This is a genomic window from Marinomonas gallaica (genome assembly GCF_049821165.1).
GTDB lineage: Bacteria > Pseudomonadota > Gammaproteobacteria > Pseudomonadales > Marinomonadaceae > Marinomonas > Marinomonas gallaica.
In genome coordinates this window covers 220844-240601 of sequence record NZ_CP187511.1, presented here as the reverse complement: position 1 = coordinate 240601, position 19758 = coordinate 220844, and the positions used below count along the sequence as shown (strand labels likewise).

The window sequence follows — 19758 nt, the reverse complement described above, 5'->3', positions numbered from 1 at the left end:
AGTAACGACAAATAATAGCCAACTCAAATTAGTGTACGGTCATAAATTTGCTGTTACAGTGCATAAAGATTAACCATGGATGATAAGCGATGCCCACTAACACATCTACCGTTCCTCAAAGCTTTGGCAGCGATGCTTTCTCGTGGTCTTTTTTTCACGATCAGTTCACTCAATTAGTTCACGCAAGCGTGCAATTATTGCCCACGTTGCTGCTAGGTTTAGTCCTGTTTATGATCTGCTATGTCATAGCAGGGCCGATGTCACGCTTACTGATTAAGCCCATCGATTTGATGACCGACAGTAAACTTGTCGTGCTTGTGGCGAGGCGAGCAATCAGTGCTCTTGTTATTCTGTTGGGTGCCTATTTGTTTTTACGTTTAGCAGGGCTTACTGAATTTGCCGTTGCCATCATGAGTGGCACTGGTTTGATTGGTCTAATCCTTGGCTTTGCTTTTAGAGATATCGCAGAGAACTTTATCGCAAGTCTGCTATTAAGCATTCAGCGGCCGTTCAAAATAGACGATGTAATAGAAGTGGATGGCCGGTTAGGTGTGATTAAAAAGGTTACGGCACGAGCGACCACACTGGTTGATTATGACGGTAATCATATTCAAATACCCAATGCGACAGTGTATAAAAATACCATTAAAAACTTAACCGCTAATCCGAGGATGCGAGGTAAAGTAGCAATCGGCATTGGGTATGATAATGATATACGCAGCGCACAAACGCTAGCCTTGGCTATTGCTAATCAGCAAACGGCAGTATTAAGCGACCCCCCTGCGCAAGTACTCATAGACAGCTTGGGCGCATCCACAATCAATTTCAGTTTGTATTTCTGGGTCAACAGCGAACAGCACAGCACGCAAAAAGTTAGTTCGCAGCTCATGAGAGCGTTAGTTAATGAGTTTACCAAGCAAGATATCAGTATGCCGGACGACGCGCGCGAGCGTATTTTGCTTAACATGCCAAACGATGAGCGGACGGATACAGAGTTTCAGCCATCAAAAGTTCCTAAGCATGAGACAGATACGCAAGAACACTCAGATACGCTGAATGATGTGAGTAGTGATACTGATGAGATACGTGAACAAGCGGAACAGTCTCGCGACCCCGAGCAGGGTAAAAATATTATTTAGCTATTCTTAGAACCTAAAAGACAGATTTTTAGGTTCTAAGAATCTTTCTATAGCACTAAAGTTGATTTGCTATAAAGTGACGTTAAATTTCGTTAAACCTATGAGCTGACCTGAATCAGTCTCAACTTGGACCTGCCATTGGCCCACGGCATCTTCAGGGAAATTTACTTTGTGAGTCCATGCTCGGTAGCCTTCCTCTCGGCCACCGGTAATTTTCAAAGGGATCCGATCCACTATTTCTTTATTATGAATCCAGACATGAAATATTTCTTCGTTTAAGCCTCTGGGCGCTTTAACCGCTGTCCAACTATAAAGCCCTTTATCATGCAAAGCATCTGAGCTAATCGTCTTAATGCTATCGGAAGGTTTTAGTTTTTTTATATTCACATCATGAGAGATGGTAATGCCAGTTAAGCGTAACGCTGCGGGCGGTACCCAGCTACGTAACTGCCACAGTCCAACACTTAACACACAGAGCAACAAAATTAAGATTGGAAAACGCCACCACCTAGCGTTGAGCATTAAATTCCCTAAACTTGGCAAGGTGAAGATGACTGCTGTAATTAAGGCTATTTTTACACTCTGGCTTGTGGTCAGGTTCAATAGAATTGGCAATGTGACAGAAAGTACAGAAAATAGAGCGAAGTTATGAAATACAGTGAAAAGCACTTGTTGGCTTGCCAATTTTTTGTAGTAAATCGGATCAACCACTGATATCAGCGCGCAGAGAATAATTAACGAGGTAAAGATGGCTTGAGGGTGGTTCCAAGACGTCACTGCAAGAAAAAAAGGTAAAGCAAAAAATAAACTTTCCTGCTGCACCATTTGTAATGCGAAGCGCATCACATTAGGTGAAACGGTGACACCAAAACGTTTTTTCACTTTATCGCGTAACCAGTTATCAATGATTAGCCATACCCAACTAACTAGTAAGAGAACAGCAATCATCTGTGAAAATGATTCGTTACGTTCGACTAAGACATAACTTGCAACACCACTACTGAATGCTATAACGGCCAATAGACCAGGCCACTGCTGCATCAGTACAATAAATTTTGTGATTAAGTTCTTAACATAGATCATTCAATGAAAGTCCGAGTCAGCCTGTATGATTAATGAACGGACATTATCGGCATGGCATAGGTTAATATCGTTGTCGTTAAATTCTTTGTTATCAATAGTATAACGCCCTCATTTAAGCATGAAGGTGATGGGTAGCTCATGTTAAAGGCGATTTTCGATGCATACCAGTTTTACTCTACTTTTAGAGTGAAAAAACAAAGTAATGATCATGATGACAGTCAATTCGATCAGTATTAAATACTCTTGTAATAGGGCGTGTAAATTCCGATGAACACTTCGATGGGTTTGAGTTGGAAATAGCCGCTCACAATGCGAGCGCTTTTTATTCGGTCTATTCGGAACATCCGCGGGGACTCTCTAAGATGATCCCAAGCCGTGATGTACCAGATTGGCCAATTGAGCAAAATGTACTGCGCTTCAATGACCCGTGTTGTGTGGTCTCCTGAGTCAGACTGGTAATCAATTTCTAAACAGCTTTGCTCTAAAAACGCTTCAGCAATACATTCTGAAAGGGCGTGTTCTGGTGCGATATAGCGAGAAACGATGTTTTCTCCAGCATTACTGCCGATCATGATGCGTTTACGGATATTACTGACGGCACTTCGCTGTTCCTGCGGGAATGCTTGAAACAGCTTTTGTTTAATGGCTTTCAGATTACTGGTCAGTAGCGGGGATTGTAGGGACTCCATAATCGCTAAAGACAAGATTAACTCAACCACTTCATGATGGCTCAATTGCAGGCGATCCACGCCCCATCGGCCATTTAAACGAATGCCTCCACCACGGCCTCTTTCTGATTCAATAGGGTACCCCGCGCGTTTCAGCTCGGCCAGTTCACGCATCAAGGTGCGCTGACTTATGCCCAGTTGCTCACGCAAGTCGGAGGTCTTCCAGTAGGTTTCAGAGCGCAGCAAACCAATCAGTCGATTGCGTCGCTCGGTCCGTTGTTCAAAGCTGGTGTTGATCATGTATCTAATGTGCCATTAAATGGCATAAATAGCCATATACTCCAAATCAGAGGCAACATTTCTTAGGACATGGCAGCCATTCAACGCATTATTCAATGTCGTCATGACGACAAGGAGTTTTAAAACATGAAGCACTATTTCAACCCAATGAGCCGAGCGATTACCACAGACTGGATGCTTAACGAGCTGGATGCTCCGCATGAACAAATTACCATCGACTTTGTGTCGAATGAAAATAACACAGCTGAATTTCGTAAGATTAATCCGATGGGGAAGCTACCAGCATTGGTAGACGGTGATGCGGTGGTTACAGAAGTATCAGCGATTTGCGCGTATCTAGCGGACAAGTTTCCAGAAAAGAATCTTGCGCCTGATGTCGGCTCGGTGGAGCGCGCCGCGTATTATCGTTACCTGTTTTTTGCCTGTAATACCATTGAACCGGCGTTCGCACTTGCCGCTTGCGGATTGGAACACCCTGACCCTGTATCGGCTGGATGGGGTGACATGCCGCGCGTATTGGCGACAATAGAAGACATGACGCCAGAGACAGATTGGGCGCTTGGCGAACAGTTTACGGCCGCTGACGTTGTCTTCGGTGGTTTACTGGACTTTTCCATTACCTTTAAATGGCTGGAACCATCTCCTAAAGTCGCGGCTTATGTGGCGCGCATTCGTCAACGTCCCGCTTACCGAGCAACCCATAGCGCTTTTGACAATGCGTAAATTTCACCCGCTCTAAAACTCCTCAGTATAAAATGGATGGCTCTTCCTGAGAGTTGTCCACTTTTAGGCGCAGGTATTTAAAAAAGTTCAAAGTTAGCTATAAGACTTCTCATCCAGAAGCCACATCTGTTCGCGCAAAGAAAATGGTATCGGTTTATGGCCGATACCATTTAATACTGTTAGGGACGAACAATGATTTTCACAGCGGATTCATTATTGTGAATTAATGTATCGAAGCCTTGGGAGATTAGATCGTCTAACTCTATTCTCTGAGTAATAAAAGGCTCTAAATTAACCTTGCCTTGTTCCACTAATTTAATGGTCTCTGCGTGGTTATTTACGTAAGCAATGGTGCCGCGAATATCCAGTTCTTTCATAACGACACTGTGAACGTTTACGGTCGCAGGGTGACTCCAGATAGAGACAATCACAATGGCCCCTGTAGCTTTTGTACTCTCTACTAAGGTATCTAATACTTTGTTGTTACTGGTACATTCAAAAGCCACATCGACACCACGGTTTTCTGTGATTTTCATGACTTCATCTGTGACGTTAACTTCGGTCGGGTCCAAAATATAGTCCGCTACGCCAGTATCGAGCGCTTTTTCTTTACGCTTAGCACTTAGTTCGGTCAGGATGACAGTAATGCCTTTTGCCTTTAACACGGCGGATAACAGCAAACCAATAGGACCGCCACCGCCAACCAGTGCAATATCACCCGCTTTCGCGTCACTGCGAACAAACGCATGATAGCCAACGGCCAGAGGTTCAATCAAAGCGGCTTGATCCAAAGGGATTGAGTTAGCAATAGGATGAACCCAACGGCGTTTCACTGCGATTTTCTCGGATAAACCGCCACCGCAACCGCCAAGGCCAATAAAGTTCATATTCTTCGATAAGTGATAATTTTCTCCCGGTCCGGTTGGCACATCATCAGCAATAATATAAGGCTCTACTACAACCTGTTGACCGACCTGAATATCTTCAACACCTTCACCCACAGCGTAAACCACCCCTGAAAATTCATGCCCCATGGTGATAGGTGCAGACTCTCCAGAAATAGGATGTGGATGACCACAAGGCGGGATGAAAATTGGCCCTTCCATAAATTCATGTAGATCGGTACCACAGATACCACACCAAGCAACATCAATACCGACTGTACCAGGTTCGACAGTAGGCTCTGGGATATCTTCGATACGAATATCCCCTTTATCGTAAAAACGAGCAGCTTTCATTGAACTTTCCCTGTGTTTAAGTTTGAAAATTAGTGCCTAGATTAAGGGAGGTCAAAGAGATGGATCTCCATGCAACCCTAACTGGTTATAACAGCTTATGGCTCAAGAGTTTTATTGGCTGATAGTCTTATAGACCCAATCTTTACAGTACGTCGAAGCTACTTTCCTATGTTCTAGAGAAAAAGCTGCTCAAAAAAACAGACAAGAAAGTTGACAAAACTTTGTTCTATATATAGAACGTTCAATATATCGAACAACTTTTGAGTCATGTAATGGAAAATCCCAACCTCAACAGTCTTGGTCAGAATCTAAAAACCGTGCGCTTAGCGCAGGGGTTGTCCCTGTCTCAGCTGGCGAGCAATGCAGGTATCGCCAAGTCCAATTTAAGTCGAATAGAGCAAGGCGAAGGCAACCCAACCATTGAAACCATTTGGCGTTTGGCGGTGCAGTTAAATGTACCGTTTGGTGACTTGATTGCGGGCAGTCACGAATTCCTTGGGGAAAATGGCATTCAAGTGAAATTGGTCGATCAAGGCTCGGATGATCCAAGAGTCGATGTGTATTGGATGTCTTGCGCGGCTCACACAATGAAAATGTCGGAAGCGCATACTAATGGCACGACAGAACAACTGACGTTGATCAGTGGTGAGCTCTTCGTTGGTCCAAACGATGCTTTGCAGCAACTCACGGCAGGCGACACCTACACGCTCAATGCAGACCAGCCCCATTGTTACCAAACGCAAGAGAAGGCCGCCACACTGATGCTTGTGATTACGTATCCAAACCAAAAGGACGCATCATGAACACCGCAGCGCACTCACTTTTAAGCAGTCCTTGGAAGCAAGGGGCGAAAGACGCCCTACCTCTGCTTGGCGGCTATATTCCCGTGGCGGTTTCGTTTGGCTTATTTTCGGTGCAGGCTGGCTTTGGCGTATTGGAAACCATTTTGGTGTCAGCGTTTATTTATGCAGGAGCGTCGCAATTTCTATTTGTGGCGATGGTGGTATCCGGTGCACCAGTCTGGCTCGTCATTGTCATGACTCTCCTGATCAACTCACGCCATTTGGTCTACGGGCCTAATATTGCGCCGTATTTGCAAAAGGACGTGCGCTGGCTGCCGTTGATGCACTTATTAACCGATCAAATCTTTGCTTTGACTCTGACGCGTATGCCGCATATGACGCCAAGCGATCGCCTGCGTTGGTACGTGAGTGCGGGCGTGATTGCATGGCTAAGTTGGATCTTAGGCACTGCCTTAGGTGCTATTGCAGGAGATGAGCTGATTGAGCGCTGGCCGTTAATAAGCGAAGTGTTACCTTTCGCGCTGCCAGCTTTATTTTTAGTGATGGTGCTGCCCCGATGCACGGATCGTCGTTGGACGATCACCATGGTCATGGCGACCTGTACGGCCATGTTGTTGAAGCTGTTTGGCTTTCCCAATATCGCCATTCCCGCTGCGGCGATTTGCGGTGCGTTGGCCTATTACGCCATTCAAGTCCGTCCTACCGATAAAGGGGAGCGATCATGAGTGGTCAAACTTGGGTCATTCTTATTAGCATCGCGTTGGGTACCTACTTGATCCGCGCTTTACCTTATCTATGGATGTCACGAAAGCTCAACAAACAATCCGCACAAGGCAAAATTGCTAGTACTCCTATTTGGCTGACGATACTTGGCCCGACCATGATTGCCGCCATGTTTGGCGCGTCCTTAGTGCCAGTTGAACCGTCTCCACTGTCTTGGCTTGCTACCGTGATTGGCTGCGGTGCAACGTATTTAGTGTGGCGACGCACCCGCTCAATGGGTTATCCCATTGTGGCTGGTGTTTTAGTCTTTGGTGCGCTGATCGTGACTTTGGGATAACTTAATGCGGTCGAGTGTCACTGGAGAGCATGCTACCGACTTTGCTTGATCTACTGGAGCGATGAATTATAGTAAACTGGCCTATAAAACGAACTGCTAAGGATGAACATGCGTAGGGCAAAGAGATGGATTTTTTTTATGATTTTCTGCGTAATCCTTGGCCTTTCTGTAGCCCTGTTTTCCGGGCTAAACGACTTTGATGTGAGTGATGACGCTGTCCTGAATCTATCGTTTACGTCTCATCAGAATGTACTGGCCGGTTCCTTGATATTACCCAAGCATACTCGCACGCCACCGATTGCCATCATTGTGCATGGGGATGGCGCGCAAACACGCTTTTCCGATGCCAGCTATTTACCCATGGTGAACCGTTTATTAAAACAGGGGATTGGTGTGTTTAGTTGGGACAAGCCTGGTGTCGGCGAAAGCACTGGGGATTGGTTACAGCAATCCATGCAAGATCGAAGCGATGAGGTGATCGCAGCTTATAATAAGATACATTCCCTGCCGGCGCTAAAAGGCAGTCCGATTGGCTTTATAGGATTTTCTCAGGCGGGCTGGGTCTTACCCATTGTCACCAATGAAATGACGCCTGCGTTTACGGTAATCGTCGGTGGTGCGGTCAATTGGCGTCATCAAGGGGCTTACTTCACCAAGCGTCAGCTGGAAGCGCAAGGAGGGCTGAGTTCCGAGCAAGTGGTCTATCAAGTGGCGGACAATTTGACACAAAACGACGCGACCTTTGCCTCCTCTGATACCCTGAACCCGAGTCTACGGCCCGATATGGATCCGAAGCGTTTTGCGTTTGTCGCGCGCAATTATAACAGTGATGCAACCCCCTACCTTGGCACAATGCAGGGGCCGGTGTTGGCCCTCTGGGGAGCAAACGATCAGAATGTTGACTCAGCCTATAATCATGCGATCTACCAACAAATGCTACAACCGAATAAAAAGCAAAGCGCGATTATTTTACCACAAGCCACTCATGGCTTACTCAACGCAACATGGTTTGATTACCAACTTCCGTCAGAATGGTCTCTCTGGAGCCAAGGGTTGTTTATACTAATGGGGCATCATGCTTATGCTCCTAATGCTTTGGATACGATTGGGGCATGGATAAACAAAGTGGCTCGGATAAAGAGCGTGCTTCCAGAGACTCCTTGAAAGTGTTTGCATTCGCACTGACCGTTTTAAAATGTCCGTGGATATATCTAACGTGTCTCCACATAAGTGTTGAAAAGGGTAGGCCGTTAAGATCAGTCTTTATCAGCACGATTTATTAAAGTTGCAGTAATGGCTTCTTTTAATGGAGTATGTGGCTCAGTGCCAAGTAAGGCGATTAGTTTTTCATTGCTTAGGTGCAGTGGGTGTTGCCAAAGATAGCGCATTTCAAGCAGCTCCTTGTAGGTCGGATTTAACACAGAGGCTGCGCAAATCATCCACCAAGGAAAGGTTTTAATACATGGCCTACTGCCTCGTTGTTGAGCAATGACCTGCGCTGCGGTATTGATCATTTGCTTACCATCATGATCCCAATGACCAGCCATGTGAAAACGAGCAAAATCGGGAAGCTCATGGCGACGCAAGATCAGTTGCATCATGACTTCCGCCACATCTGGAATATAGGCCCATTGATGGCCTATCCTTGGTTCAGCAAGATTAAAGAGACGCTTACTAGTGGCCCCTTTAGGCGCAATCCCTTTTTCAAACCAGCCACTGTTACTGCTTGGGCCAAAAAAGTCACCGCAGCGAACTACAACACAGCGTCCTCCTTGCTGTGCAAACGCTTGTAACTTTTGCTCCATTAATACTCGTATTTGTCCCTTTTTACTGGAGGGTTGTTGGGGGGTGTCTTCTCCAATGTGGGTACCTGCATGCGCATCAAAGTTATATATATTGCCCGGCACGAAAACGCATGCTTGATGATGTCGTGCTGCTTGTAATGTATTCTCCAGCATCGGTATAACAAGCGTCTCCCAGTTACGATACCCCGCAGGATTGACAGCATGCACAATGATCTGACACCCCTGACAGGCGTTGACAACATCCTCTTGGTTTAGCGCATCTCCTTGTTGCCAATCAATTTTGGCGTCTGAGGGTAAACCTGTTAGATCTCGCTTGAGTGCAGTGACTTGCCAGCCTTGCTGTAACAGCCGCTGAGTAATGGCTGAGCCAAAACTGCCCGTTGCGCCTAGTACCAAGGCTCTACTAGCTTCCAAATCATGAGTACCTATTGGGCGTGATGTCGATTGTAGATGTTGTGTAGCAGTCATCTTGTTGCCTTTTTGTAGTGGTCGAATAGGACAACATTAGCTACTCTTTTAGATATATAAAATTGTCTAAAATAGCCTATCGGATATACAAAAATTTATGGATAAAGCCATTAACTGGACGTTATACCACTCCTTTTTAGCCGTTATGGAGCAGGGATCCTTATCTGGCGCCGCCCGAGTCACAGGCTCTACCCAGCCGACCATAGGACGGCATATCACAGAGCTCGAAAAAGCGCTGAATGTGAGCTTGTTTATTCGTACTCAAACAGGGTTTGTACCAACAGATGTTGCCCATGAACTATTGCCCCATGCGCAGCAGATGGCCGCCACTGCCGCATCGATTCAACGCTCGGCGCAGCGGGTTGGAGAGAGCGTAAGTGGCTCCGTTCGAATCAGTGCCAGTGAGGTGGTTGGTGTGGAAATTCTCCCGCCTGTGCTTGCAAAACTCCGGCACACTTATCCAGAGTTAGTGGTTGAATTGGTCGTTTCAGATGCCCCTCATGACCTGCTATACCGAGAAGCAGATATTGCTTTGCGCATGTTTCGACCCACCCAACACGCATTCGTGGTGCGGTTAATCGGTCAACTTGAACTAGGCTTTTATGCCCATCAAACATACCTTAATCAACATTCAGCACCGCGGACTGTCGCAGACCTGAGTCAACACACACTCATAGGTTTCGACACAATGTCCGACTATATTCGCAATCATACAGCGGCTTTTCCAATGGCATTGGACCGTACTCTGTTTCAATATCGTTCAGACAGCAGCCTAGCTCAGCTGGCCATGCTGCGAGCGGGCGTCGGCATTGGTGTTTGTCAAAGAGGCCTGGTTGCTGACGACCCTGAAATCATCCCCGTATTGACTGGCCAGCTCACTCTCTCTCTTGATATGTGGCTTACCATGCACGAAGATCTAAAGCGCAATCGAGTGTGTAAAACGGTGTTTGATTTCTTAGGTGTTGCATTAGCCGCCGACTATTGCCGTTAGTACTGATGTTGAGATAAGGAATGATTAAACCAAAGCGCGAGATGCGAACAAGCAGCTGAATAGTATTAGTGAGTGAGAAAAGGAATCGAGTCAGGCAAATTGATTTACATCTGATTTCGATTGTTTGATGGTTATAGATGTATGGCCTATTAATAAGACTTCGATGTTATCGCGGTGGCCTAACAAAGATTGGAATGAATCGCAGCGAGTGCAATAGACGCTTCTCAAAACGTGCTCTGTGTTCGTCTGAATTACTCTATTGATGTGGTACCTTAGACCATCTATCTAGGGCGCTCTCTAGTAGCGTTAAATTGATGGGCTTACTAACAAAATCGCACATGCCTACGTTGAAACAGCGCTTTTTGTCTTCTTCGAATACGTTTGCCGTGAGTGCGATGATGGGCACATCATGAAAGGCCTCCATCTGTTTGATCTCAGTGGTGGCTTGCAGCCCATCTTTAATGGGCATTTGCATATCCATAAAGATAAGGTCAAAGTGCCCGTCTTTACATAAATTAATGGCTTCTTCACCATCTTGAGCGATGGTGATGGCGTTAACGCCCAATCGCTTAAGAAATCCGTTAAGCACAATTTGATTGGTTTTATTATCCTCGGCGATTAGTACTGATAATTGCGAATAATCAACCTGTTCTGACGCATGGTCATTAGCCTGTATGGGGATGGTTGGCTTTTCGGCTGCGCATTCATTCGTCTCAATAACAAAAAAGAACGTCGATCCTTTTGCAATTTCACTTTCTACTTTGAGTTCAGACCCCATTAAGGTGAGTAATTTGCTGGCAATGGTCAGCCCCAATCCCGTTCCGCCAAATTTTCTCGTAATAGAGGTGTCTGCTTGTGAAAATGCATCAAATAGCTTTTCGATATATTCTTGTTGAATGCCCATCCCTGTATCGATGACGCTGAACGTAATACTAACGCTTTCTTTCTGCCCCTTTACGATTTCTGCAGCCAAGGTGACTTCGCCTTGATCGGTGAACTTGATCGCGTTGCCGAGCAAATTCATGAGTACTTGCTTAATTCTTGTCTCATCACCTGTGAAGATAATGTCTTCCATCTCAAACTGACTCTTGGACGATAATTCAACGCCTTTAGAAACAGCCAGTCCTCTAAATAACAATTCAAGTTCTTTCAGTAACTTACTCAACACTACTGGGCGATGTTCTAGCTCAATTTTATCCGCATCAATCTTACTTAAGGTCAGGATATCATTAATAATCACCAGCAAGCTTTGCCCAGATGAGGTGATAATATCGAGCATTTCTTTTTGCGAGTCGGTCAGAGGTGTATCCGATAATTGTGTTGCCATGCCCAATATACCATTCATTGGTGTACGTATCTCATGGCTCATGTTCGCTAAGAATTCAGATTTTACTTTAGAGGTTCGTGCAGCCGCTTGAGCCTGCGCGCTTAACCGTGAGTTTTCCTCTTCACGTTGTTTAAGTACAGAAATAGAGACTTGAAGGGCGGCAGAACGAAGCAACTCATCATTACTATTATGCATGGAAGGATGCACTTGAGACGCGATGCTCGTACTTTGCGCCATACGAACAATGTTGCCAGAAGCACTGACTTCTTGCTCCACCAAAACAGTTTGCCGATTATTGATATACTCTAAAGGTTTTTTGTTTTCGCCACGGCCTGCCCATGACAAGTCTAGCGCTCTCTCTGGCAGTAAACAGGCATCGTAAATTTCTTTGGCGCTGATGCCTTTTTTCAGAAGAGACGCGGCATCAGAAAATTCCTCGGCGAAGCCCGACGTCCAGTCGAGCAAACACTGCTGATCATCAAACACGGCAAAACTACGACTGAAGGGTCGCAACTCATTCATGCAGCATTCCTTGCTCATTTGTTAATTTTTCCGCCGCCATAGCGGTTCCCAACACGCGTGCACGAATCTTAGCAAACGCCGTTTCGCGCGTGGTTGAGACATCATCGCAAAAAGGTGAAAAGCCACAGTCGTCCGTAGTCCCCAGTTGTCCTAAAGGTATATAGCGAGCTGCGAGTAACACCCGTTGGCAGACTTCTTCAGGTGTTTCAATGGCAGGGTCAATGACATCGATCACACCGATAAATGCTCGTTGATTCGGTTTTAAATAACGTGCCACGATCTTTAAGGCCCGTTCTGGATTGTCTTCCCCCGCCATGGCAATGTAAAAGTTGCCCGCTTTCAGTTCAAATAGACTTGGCAGCAGCTCAGCGTAATCCACATCCGCGCTGTGGGTCGAATCGTGGTCCGCACCAGGGCAAGTATGAATGCCTATTAGTGCCCGTTCCTCTTCACTAAAGCGCACTAGCACTCGATTATTGAGCTCTATAAAAGCGTTTAATAAACCACCGCTTGGGTCCAGTTTCACGGCCAAACGCCCTTCGGTAAAATCAATTTGAACTTTATAAGCGCCAGCCTCAAAACAACCACGAATTTCTCTTTCCTGTTCATCGACTAAGTCATTTAAAAAGTCTTCTCGACTGTAATCCGGCAAGCTTTCTGCTGGGTACAATAAGCTTAGGGCAGAGATAGAAATGATAGACTGTTTGACTGGAAGCTCGGTGAAGCTCTTAGCAACGTTAAACGTTTTGTACGCGTTAAGCATAAAACGGAATGGGCCAGCTGTAAGCCGAGGTAATCGCCGCACATGCCCATCTTTAAAGGGAATTTCGAGACCATCGGGGGCGAGATTTTTAGCCCCTTCTACAGAGTAGGTGACAAAGTTGTGAGTCTTTCGCTGTTCTCCATCACTTAAAATTGGCGAGCCAGTCAATTCAAAGGCGCGTATAGTCTGCTCAATCGCTTCCTCATAAAATGCTTCCATTTCCGCTGAGTCGATCTTACCTTCATCAAACTGCCGCTGCGCCTTCATTAATTCTGGTGATCGAGGGAGGCTTCCGATGGCTTCAGTAGGTAACAACATCATGTTTTACTCTCCTTACAAAGACCTTAATATCCAAGCAACATTCAAACTTTCTTTACAAATAGCAGTGTAGACCATTCTTTTATTATGGAGAAAGAATAAGTCTTCTGGCTGAAACGCACTTTCATTAAGAGGTAGGTGAGTCGTTGATCTTTGTGGACAAGTAGCCCAATAGAATAGCTGTATCATTTTAAACTAAACATGACTTATTCACCGTAGTTCTGAGTCATACGAGAAGTGTTGAACCTTAGAAAGAATGTCGTTTTAAGGGCGCCGCGAACGATTTTTTGTGTTGTGATTAAGCGGAATTATGGGGGGATTCTGCTAAGGGACAGTTTTACGGACCACTACGTTATTGTTCGCGTCTTTCGATTTCCGTATTAGGTCATCCCCCGCAAGCGCTTTAGAAGATTTCGCCAAACGGTCGTATAAAACAACATTTACGGATGCCGCTAAGTTCATGCAGCCGATGGTTGGCACAAACACAACGTGATCGGCAGCATCCACTACACTTTGGGCGATGGTTCCATCTTCTGGGCCGAAGATGTAGAGCGCTTTATCGGGGTGAGAAAACGCGGGTAATGGCGTAGCGCCAGGAATTAAGTCAACGCAGACGATTTGAGTGTCGTCGTCAACGGCATCGCAAAAATTGAGCGCTGCCAAACTATCAAGGTGCAGTAGCGGGATGGCATTATACATCTTTTTCGTGTCGGTGGACATTTTCAGCGCGCGGTTGAAACGCGTCCCTGAGTACAGCACTTTATCAACCTGATAGCAGCCTGCTGCCCGCATGACAGAACCGACATTTTCGGTACTCTTTGGATTGGTTAATCCGATGGTGACAAATTCGGTTCTCATGGCTGTTGTTCTACGTCTGAAAGTTAAAATAGGCGCGCATCATAGCACTTCTAATTGTGTTGCGGCGCATTCTCTTGTTACGCCCTGTTGTCATCAATGCCGTTTAACGTAGCCATTCTTGCGCCGCGTTATTAATGGCGATCAACGCTGGGTTGGAAAGCCGACGCTCTGTAGCGATGGCAAAAAACTGCTCGCGGATCTCTTCAGTGCTGCCAATAATATCCACTTTAAACTGCTCGGAGACTTCTTGAGCAATGGCTGATGGCACAATAAATACGCCAGCACCTGCTTGACCAAAGGCTTTCATCAGCGCGCGGTCGTCAAACTCTCCTGTAATTCTTGGGTGAATACTGTGTTTCTCAAACCACTGCAATAGCTGTGCTTGAATGATGGATTGATCGCTTGGAATCAAAAACGGTGCGCCGACTAAGCAGTGTGGAAACGGTGTTCTATAATGGTCGGCCACTGAAGCTGCAGCCATAAATGACGTCCCACACTCGCCTAAAAAGTGGTTAAAGCCACGCACACCCAAATGTGGTGGAATTTGACCATCCGCAATAATTAAATCGAGTTTATGTAAGGCTAACTCGCCGAGTAGGCTTTCTAGGCTGTTTTCTTTGCATACAAATCGAACTGGGTCATCCAATGACATGGCTGGCTCAAGCAGTCGATAGGCGATGGATTTTGGCACCGAGTCAGCGATACCCACTCGCAGTAATTGTGTTCGATCGGTCGAGGCGGCGCGAACAGATTGCTCTAGCTCACTGCCAAGAGAAAAAATTTCGTCCGCATAGCTGAGTACCATGCGGCCATTATCCGTCAGTTCTAGATTGCGCCCAACCTTTGCAAATAAAGGCTTTCCTAGCTGTTCTTCGAGTAAGCTGATTTGTCCGCTGATGGTTTGTGGTGTGATGTGTAGGTGTTCGCTGGCTTTGCTGATACTGCCTTGTTTTGCTGTGACCCAGAAATAATGCAAATGTTTGAAATTAAGCATACAGCCTCCGACACATCGAAAAAAACTGATTATATTTTTAGATAATTCGATTATATCTTATGGGTTTTTGTTAGTAACGTGAAGTTTCCAACATAACTTATCCAAACATGGGTAAAGGAGAACAAGATGAAAATTAAAGTACAAGCACGTCGTTTTGCGCTTACTAAAAGCTTGAAAGAGTACGTAAAACGTCGCCTTAATTTTGCATTGGATCCCCGTGGAAATGATATTCAACAAGTGACGGTGACACTGTCGGACGTTAATGGACCAAAAGGTGGTGAGGACAAACACTGTCAGGTGCTGGTAAAAATAAGCGGCCAAAATGATGTCGTTGTCAGTGATAAACAAGCGGATATGTACGCGGCAATTGATAAGGTCGCAGGGCGTACAAGTCGAACCGTTTCTAGAAGAATAGAGCGTTTGCAAGGTAAAACGACACGACTCAAAGCGTCATTACATAAAATGAGAGCACCGAAGAAAATGCCGCGCGATATTTATGAAGAGTATGAGAATGAGTACGGCTACTATCGCCACGCATAAACTCCTCTGACGTTGCGCTATAAAAAAACAAATATTGTTATGAAGAGCGTGCCTCAAAAAAGCGCGCTCTTACTTTCTAGATGGCTAACAAAGTACTTTTATTACTCTGCGTTTGGCATAGCAAGAAAGTAGAACTAATTTTTCTCAGCCCCAAGTCGCTCGACAATAATTTAGTTTATTTTATGAAATGGACGCTTATAGTCGAGTCTGGTTGGTCTCTGTAACGTCGTATCTTGGTCGTCAACGCCTGCGTAGAAAGTGCCGTTCTTAATGTAAATGATGTTGTATTCTTCAGGGTAGAAGTCGGCGCCATCGGAGTGCATAGTGCGAGAGTTCATTTCGGTTACGATAGTGCCATCATTTAGCATAATGCCATTTCCAAGCTTGAATTTGATAAGTGCTGTTGGGTTTGGTGCCTCCCGATAGGGCTGGGTGCAGCCAGCATCTATGTAGTTTTTGATGTCTGTGGTGAATTCGCTACGGCTGAAGGATACTGTAACGATATCAAAGTGCGGTGAACCGTCTACAGGCCCGCATGGTTTTCTCTAAGAGCCTTCAAGTTCACTTAGTGTCACAGTAGCGTTATATTCTTTCCCTGTATTGTTACCTTCGTTTTCTATATCGGGATTTTCATAGATGCTTTTGGGATAAGTTTCATGACCTATGCAGCCAGCCATTAGCACCGTAACAAGACGAGCTTTTCCATAGCTATTTTTCCTTACGAGATTGTCTGTTTTTTGAACCCTAATATTATTGTCGCATAAGGCGAATTTCGGCAACATATATACCTCTAATGGAGAAAATGAGAGTCGATTCTCATCTGCTTCCCAAGCAATTGTTACATTGGTTGGCCTTGGTATACTGGCGATAGGCGCATCATCACCAATACTATTGCTTATTTTCTGTTTAAGTCGCATCCCAAAACAAAGCGGGTTTTCTGTTAATATTCTACACCAATTCAAAATAACACAGCTCTGGACACGCTGCTCCAGCATGTTGCTTATCAACAGGAATGAGACATGATTCACCTGCAAAACTACTTTGCCCGTATTAATTATCAAGGGCCAACCACATCAGAGCTTTCTACCTTAAAAGCCATTCACGCGCTGCATCCGGCACATATTCCTTTTGAGAACATTGATGTTCTGCTTGATCGTGGTATTAGTCTGGAGCTCGATAATATCCAGCAAAAATTAATCGATTATCGCCGTGGCGGTTACTGCTTTGAACACAACGCTCTTTTTATGCAGGTGCTCAAACAACTGGGATTTGAAGTCGAATCGTTGATGGCTCGTACTGTTTGGCGACAACCCGATAATATGCCTCTTGGCCCAAGAACCCACCAAGTTCTAAGAGTTCGAGTCGACGGCGAATGGTGGCTAGCAGATGTCGGTTTTGGTGGCATGGTGTTGACTGATCCATTGCGCTTGGACACTGATCAAGCGCAGCAAGGGCAACACGAAGCGTTTCGTTTTAAGGCACACGATCACGGCTGGCTGTTACAAGTTAATATTCAGGATGAGTGGCAAGACCTATACGATATTGGTAGCCAACCTCAGGAGCCGATTGATATTGATGTTGCAAACTGGTTCACTTCGGCGAGTCCCCAATCCAAATTTCGTCACAACCTAATGATGGCGCGGGCTACACCAGACACTCGTTATGCGCTGTTGAATAATCGCCTAACGATCCGTCCACGCAACGGTGTCGCGGAACAACGAGAATTAAATCCTGAGGAATTAGCCGCTGCGTTAGAAGAGTGCTTCGAACTAAAGGTCGAAAGCGAATGGATGCCACTGCTAGAAAGGATTGTTGAAAAAGAAATTGAGGGCAGATGAAAATAGAACCCTGTTCGTCTTCTTGGTCTAGAAAGTGTGTGCCATAAGGTGTTAAAGAATCTGATATTGATGAATAGGATGTTCATCAATATCAGATTCTTTTCATAAAAGTACACGCAACAGTATTAGGTAAACCCCGTTAGAGCCAACATGGTCGGTCACCCCATATATAGGAGTTTATCCATGCTCAGATAAAACCTGCTTTACGATATAGATTCACCACATCTTGAGGGACATTTCCCCCAGCAATGCCCTCTCGCAACGACTCTAAAAAGTCGGCACCAGTGTTAACTTCGTCGTAGCGACCATCGCCAGGCTTTAACATCAGATACGCCTTGGAATCGTAATCATAGGCTAATTTAACGTCTTCGCCATAGCGGCTTTGTAAGCTATTTTCGACCTTTAACAAATCAATGCGCTCTAATGCTTGTCTTACCTGCTGCAGCAATGACTGTGACTTATTCTGAGCTAAAGGCACGCTTTCAATCGAATCACCTATAGAGTGAATTCGTCCTGAGCCTTGATAAGGGGTGCCCGCGGAGAACTCGGCTTCCACATACGTCGCATTCGCCTCTGCCTCTCGCCAATAGTTAGCACTTTGCATCTCAGGCGGCACGTCCCAACTAAGCCCAAAGCCATCATGGCTATCTAACTTATGACCCGCCACCACCACGTCATAACCATTTATGCGCTCGATCTCCCAGTTGTCACGATTGACCTGACGTTCGGATGTTGCTTCGACAGGCGACGTGCTTGTTTCTTCAGCCGTATCATAATACCAAGGCTGCTGTGCGTTATTCTTTCGCTCTTGCTCAAAGTACCTAAACTCTTGTATGGGGTCGCGATCTTGTTTCGGTGTTGTTGGAAACCCCGTATTAGGCGATTGAGTATAGAGTGATCTATTGATTTGCATGGTCACACCTCGTTTTGTAGTGAATGAAACCAGCAAGATTTAGACCAAGCCTAAAAAACATTATAAAACAAAGGGATAAGGTCGAAAATAGAGTGTTGGCGGCAAAAAATCGCCAATTAAATAGGAGCTTATTGCCCGGTAACAATGATCAACAGGTCTGCGTGGTGAAATTGTGAAATTGTGAAATTTGAAATTGGGGTCTGAAATTGTGAAATTGGGGTCAGATGAAAATAGAACAATGATTGTCTTCTTGACCTAGCAAGCGTTTGTCACTATCAGGTAAAAGTGCATGCATGGGTGTTTATGACCAACCATGTACATTTACTTGTAACGCCGATGATAGAAGGCGGTGTATCGAAGATGATGCAAGCACTGGGTCGCCGCTATGTCCGTTATTTCAACCATATCTACCAAAGAACGGGCACATTGTGGAAGGGCGCTTTAAGTCTTGTGTCATAAGCGCTGAGGAGTACTTCTTTATTTGTCAGCGCTATATCGAATTGAATCCCGTAAGAGCCAACGTGGTCGCTCACCTCATCGACTACAAATGGTCGAGCTACCGATTTCATGCACAAGAGTCACTGGACCTACAAAGTGAACTCTGGCAGCCACACGAGCTCTATCTCGAACTGGGCCAACAGCAAAGAACCAGAGCGAAGCGTTACCAAGCATTATTCAAATACCATATTCCCGACGAAGAGCTTGGACGTATTCGATCCGCTACGCATTCCGATATGGTGTTGGGGAGTGACAGATTTAAAGGAGAGATCGAGGCGTTTACTGGGAGGCGAGTGACACCAAAGAAGCGAGGTAGAAAACCGAGTCAGATGGAGTGATTTTCATCTGACCTCAATTATTCTATTTCAATTAACAATGCTATACGTAATGTACTCACTATCTTAGCCCCGTCCGAAATAATTGGTTGGCTAATACCCTTAAGCTTTATTCTTGTCACGTTTCATACGTTCAACCATGTCTTTGCCGGATTGAATATGCTTTTTTCTATAAGTGATAAATGATTTATACATTTCAGAATTGACCAGCATTATTGAAAAAATACAAACTAAAACACTCATTCCAGCTGCAATAAGGTTTTTCCACCCAATAGCATCGTAATAATATATATGTCCCACTACAGCAGCTATTGCAAAGGCTACAAAAAGAGTAGTAATAATATATCTGGAGTAGTGAATGCCCAACATAGAGATTGATATAGACAGCCCTAGAGCTATTAATGTAAAAGTTGAGTACATTGAGATCACTGTAAATTCTGCTGGGCTCATGTAGCGTCCAAGGCTGCCTAATGGTGTCGACATGGATAAAACAGCAAGGAAAAATAGCCCTAGAGAGGCTATAGCTGACTGCCAGTTTGGGAATGGTTTAGAATATCTAGGGTCTCTCATTGAT

Annotated in this window: 22 protein-coding genes and 1 pseudogene; 11 read left to right on the top strand and 12 right to left on the bottom strand. The window is 45.3% G+C overall.

Annotation, left to right across the window (positions count from 1 at the left end; translation table 11 throughout):
* Nucleotides 1-89 precede the first annotated feature (89 nt).
* Complete coding sequence (locus ACPUEK_RS01135; protein WP_067215694.1) at nt 90-1139, top strand: mechanosensitive ion channel family protein; 1050 nt, start codon at nt 90-92, stop codon at nt 1137-1139.
* A gap of 69 nt (nt 1140-1208) precedes the next feature.
* On the opposite strand, the gene ACPUEK_RS01130 is transcribed toward ACPUEK_RS01135, so the two are convergent.
* A complete protein-coding gene (locus ACPUEK_RS01130) occupies nt 1209-2222 on the bottom strand; it encodes a DUF5924 family protein (RefSeq protein ID WP_425641997.1) in 1014 nt (337 codons plus the stop codon).
* A 233-nt stretch (nt 2223-2455) separates the two neighbouring features.
* Nucleotides 2456-3190, bottom strand: coding sequence for a helix-turn-helix transcriptional regulator (locus ACPUEK_RS01125; protein WP_425641996.1), 735 nt, complete (start codon nt 3188-3190; stop codon nt 2456-2458).
* A gap of 126 nt (nt 3191-3316) precedes the next feature.
* On the opposite strand from ACPUEK_RS01125, the gene ACPUEK_RS01120 reads away from it, so the two are divergent.
* Nucleotides 3317-3913 (top strand): glutathione S-transferase family protein, encoded by a 597-nt coding sequence (locus ACPUEK_RS01120; protein ID WP_425641995.1) that lies wholly within the window; start codon nt 3317-3319, stop codon nt 3911-3913.
* A gap of 179 nt (nt 3914-4092) precedes the next feature.
* Here the strand turns inward: ACPUEK_RS01120 and ACPUEK_RS01115 are convergent, their stop codons facing one another.
* The gene (locus ACPUEK_RS01115; RefSeq protein ID WP_067215681.1) at nt 4093-5151 is read right to left on the bottom strand and encodes a 2,3-butanediol dehydrogenase; all 1059 of its coding nucleotides are present in this window, start codon (nt 5149-5151) and stop codon (nt 4093-4095) included.
* A gap of 272 nt (nt 5152-5423) precedes the next feature.
* Here ACPUEK_RS01115 and ACPUEK_RS01110 point away from each other — a divergent pair, with 272 nt between their 5' ends.
* The 4 genes from ACPUEK_RS01110 to ACPUEK_RS01095 all read left to right on the top strand — a co-directional run bounded on the left by ACPUEK_RS01110 (nt 5424) and on the right by ACPUEK_RS01095 (nt 8178).
* On the top strand, nt 5424-5954 hold the full coding sequence (locus ACPUEK_RS01110; protein ID WP_067215678.1) for a helix-turn-helix transcriptional regulator: 531 nt from the start codon (nt 5424-5426) through the stop codon (nt 5952-5954).
* Nucleotides 5951-6679, top strand: a complete 729-nt coding sequence (locus ACPUEK_RS01105; RefSeq protein ID WP_425641994.1) for an AzlC family ABC transporter permease — start codon at nt 5951-5953, stop codon at nt 6677-6679. Before ACPUEK_RS01110 ends, ACPUEK_RS01105 begins: the two co-directional genes overlap by 4 nt.
* Nucleotides 6676-7014: an AzlD domain-containing protein gene (locus ACPUEK_RS01100; RefSeq protein WP_067215672.1), complete on the top strand. Its 339-nt coding sequence runs from the start codon at nt 6676-6678 to the stop codon at nt 7012-7014. Before ACPUEK_RS01105 ends, ACPUEK_RS01100 begins: the two co-directional genes overlap by 4 nt.
* 138 nt (nt 7015-7152) lie before the next feature.
* Nucleotides 7153-8178, top strand: a complete 1026-nt coding sequence (locus ACPUEK_RS01095; RefSeq protein WP_425641993.1) for an alpha/beta hydrolase family protein — start codon at nt 7153-7155, stop codon at nt 8176-8178.
* Between the two features lie 92 nt (nt 8179-8270).
* Here ACPUEK_RS01095 and ACPUEK_RS01090 read toward each other — a convergent pair whose 3' ends face one another.
* On the bottom strand, nt 8271-9287 hold the full coding sequence (locus ACPUEK_RS01090; RefSeq protein WP_425641991.1) for an NAD-dependent epimerase/dehydratase family protein: 1017 nt from the start codon (nt 9285-9287) through the stop codon (nt 8271-8273).
* A gap of 97 nt (nt 9288-9384) precedes the next feature.
* Between ACPUEK_RS01090 and ACPUEK_RS01085 the strand changes: the two genes are divergently transcribed.
* Nucleotides 9385-10278 (top strand): LysR family transcriptional regulator, encoded by an 894-nt coding sequence (locus ACPUEK_RS01085; RefSeq protein ID WP_425641990.1) that lies wholly within the window; start codon nt 9385-9387, stop codon nt 10276-10278.
* A 256-nt stretch (nt 10279-10534) separates the two neighbouring features.
* Here ACPUEK_RS01085 and ACPUEK_RS01080 read toward each other — a convergent pair whose 3' ends face one another.
* From ACPUEK_RS01080 to nhaR, 4 genes are all read right to left on the bottom strand, one after another.
* A complete protein-coding gene (locus ACPUEK_RS01080; RefSeq protein WP_425641989.1) occupies nt 10535-12127 on the bottom strand; it encodes a response regulator in 1593 nt (530 codons plus the stop codon).
* Nucleotides 12120-13211: a cobalamin-independent methionine synthase II family protein gene (locus ACPUEK_RS01075; protein ID WP_197467752.1), complete on the bottom strand. Its 1092-nt coding sequence runs from the start codon at nt 13209-13211 to the stop codon at nt 12120-12122. The genes ACPUEK_RS01080 and ACPUEK_RS01075 overlap by 8 nt, the downstream gene beginning before the upstream one ends.
* A 321-nt stretch (nt 13212-13532) precedes the next feature.
* A complete protein-coding gene (locus ACPUEK_RS01070) occupies nt 13533-14066 on the bottom strand; it encodes an RNA methyltransferase (protein ID WP_425641988.1) in 534 nt (177 codons plus the stop codon).
* Nucleotides 14067-14169: 103 nt separating this feature from the next.
* Nucleotides 14170-15060 carry a transcriptional activator NhaR gene (gene nhaR, locus ACPUEK_RS01065; RefSeq protein WP_067215656.1) on the bottom strand — a complete coding sequence of 297 codons (891 nt, stop codon included), beginning with the start codon at nt 15058-15060 and terminating at the stop codon, nt 14170-14172.
* A gap of 126 nt (nt 15061-15186) precedes the next feature.
* Here nhaR and ACPUEK_RS01060 point away from each other — a divergent pair, with 126 nt between their 5' ends.
* Nucleotides 15187-15600, top strand: a complete 414-nt coding sequence (locus tag ACPUEK_RS01060; protein ID WP_067215653.1) for an HPF/RaiA family ribosome-associated protein — start codon at nt 15187-15189, stop codon at nt 15598-15600.
* 170 nt (nt 15601-15770) lie between these two features.
* Here the strand turns inward: ACPUEK_RS01060 and ACPUEK_RS01055 are convergent, their stop codons facing one another.
* Nucleotides 15771-15968 (bottom strand): hypothetical protein, encoded by a 198-nt coding sequence (locus ACPUEK_RS01055; protein WP_425641987.1) that lies wholly within the window; start codon nt 15966-15968, stop codon nt 15771-15773.
* 177 nt (nt 15969-16145) lie between these two features.
* Nucleotides 16146-16595, bottom strand: a complete 450-nt coding sequence (locus ACPUEK_RS01050; RefSeq protein ID WP_425641986.1) for a hypothetical protein — start codon at nt 16593-16595, stop codon at nt 16146-16148.
* A gap of 24 nt (nt 16596-16619) precedes the next feature.
* Between ACPUEK_RS01050 and ACPUEK_RS01045 the strand changes: the two genes are divergently transcribed.
* Nucleotides 16620-17438 (top strand): arylamine N-acetyltransferase family protein, encoded by an 819-nt coding sequence (locus tag ACPUEK_RS01045; RefSeq protein ID WP_067215647.1) that lies wholly within the window; start codon nt 16620-16622, stop codon nt 17436-17438.
* Between the two features lie 187 nt (nt 17439-17625).
* Here the strand turns inward: ACPUEK_RS01045 and ACPUEK_RS01040 are convergent, their stop codons facing one another.
* Nucleotides 17626-18351: a hypothetical protein gene (locus ACPUEK_RS01040; protein ID WP_425641985.1), complete on the bottom strand. Its 726-nt coding sequence runs from the start codon at nt 18349-18351 to the stop codon at nt 17626-17628.
* 282 nt (nt 18352-18633) lie between these two features.
* Here ACPUEK_RS01040 and ACPUEK_RS01035 point away from each other — a divergent pair.
* Nucleotides 18634-18810: pseudogene (locus ACPUEK_RS01035) on the top strand (transposase); the annotation flags it as partial.
* A 62-nt stretch (nt 18811-18872) separates the two neighbouring features.
* Nucleotides 18873-19187 (top strand): hypothetical protein, encoded by a 315-nt coding sequence (locus tag ACPUEK_RS01030; protein WP_425641983.1) that lies wholly within the window; start codon nt 18873-18875, stop codon nt 19185-19187.
* 99 nt (nt 19188-19286) lie between these two features.
* On the opposite strand, the gene ACPUEK_RS01025 is transcribed toward ACPUEK_RS01030, so the two are convergent.
* Nucleotides 19287-19754 (bottom strand): hypothetical protein, encoded by a 468-nt coding sequence (locus ACPUEK_RS01025; protein WP_425641982.1) that lies wholly within the window; start codon nt 19752-19754, stop codon nt 19287-19289.
* Between the last annotated feature and the right edge of the window lie 4 nt (nt 19755-19758).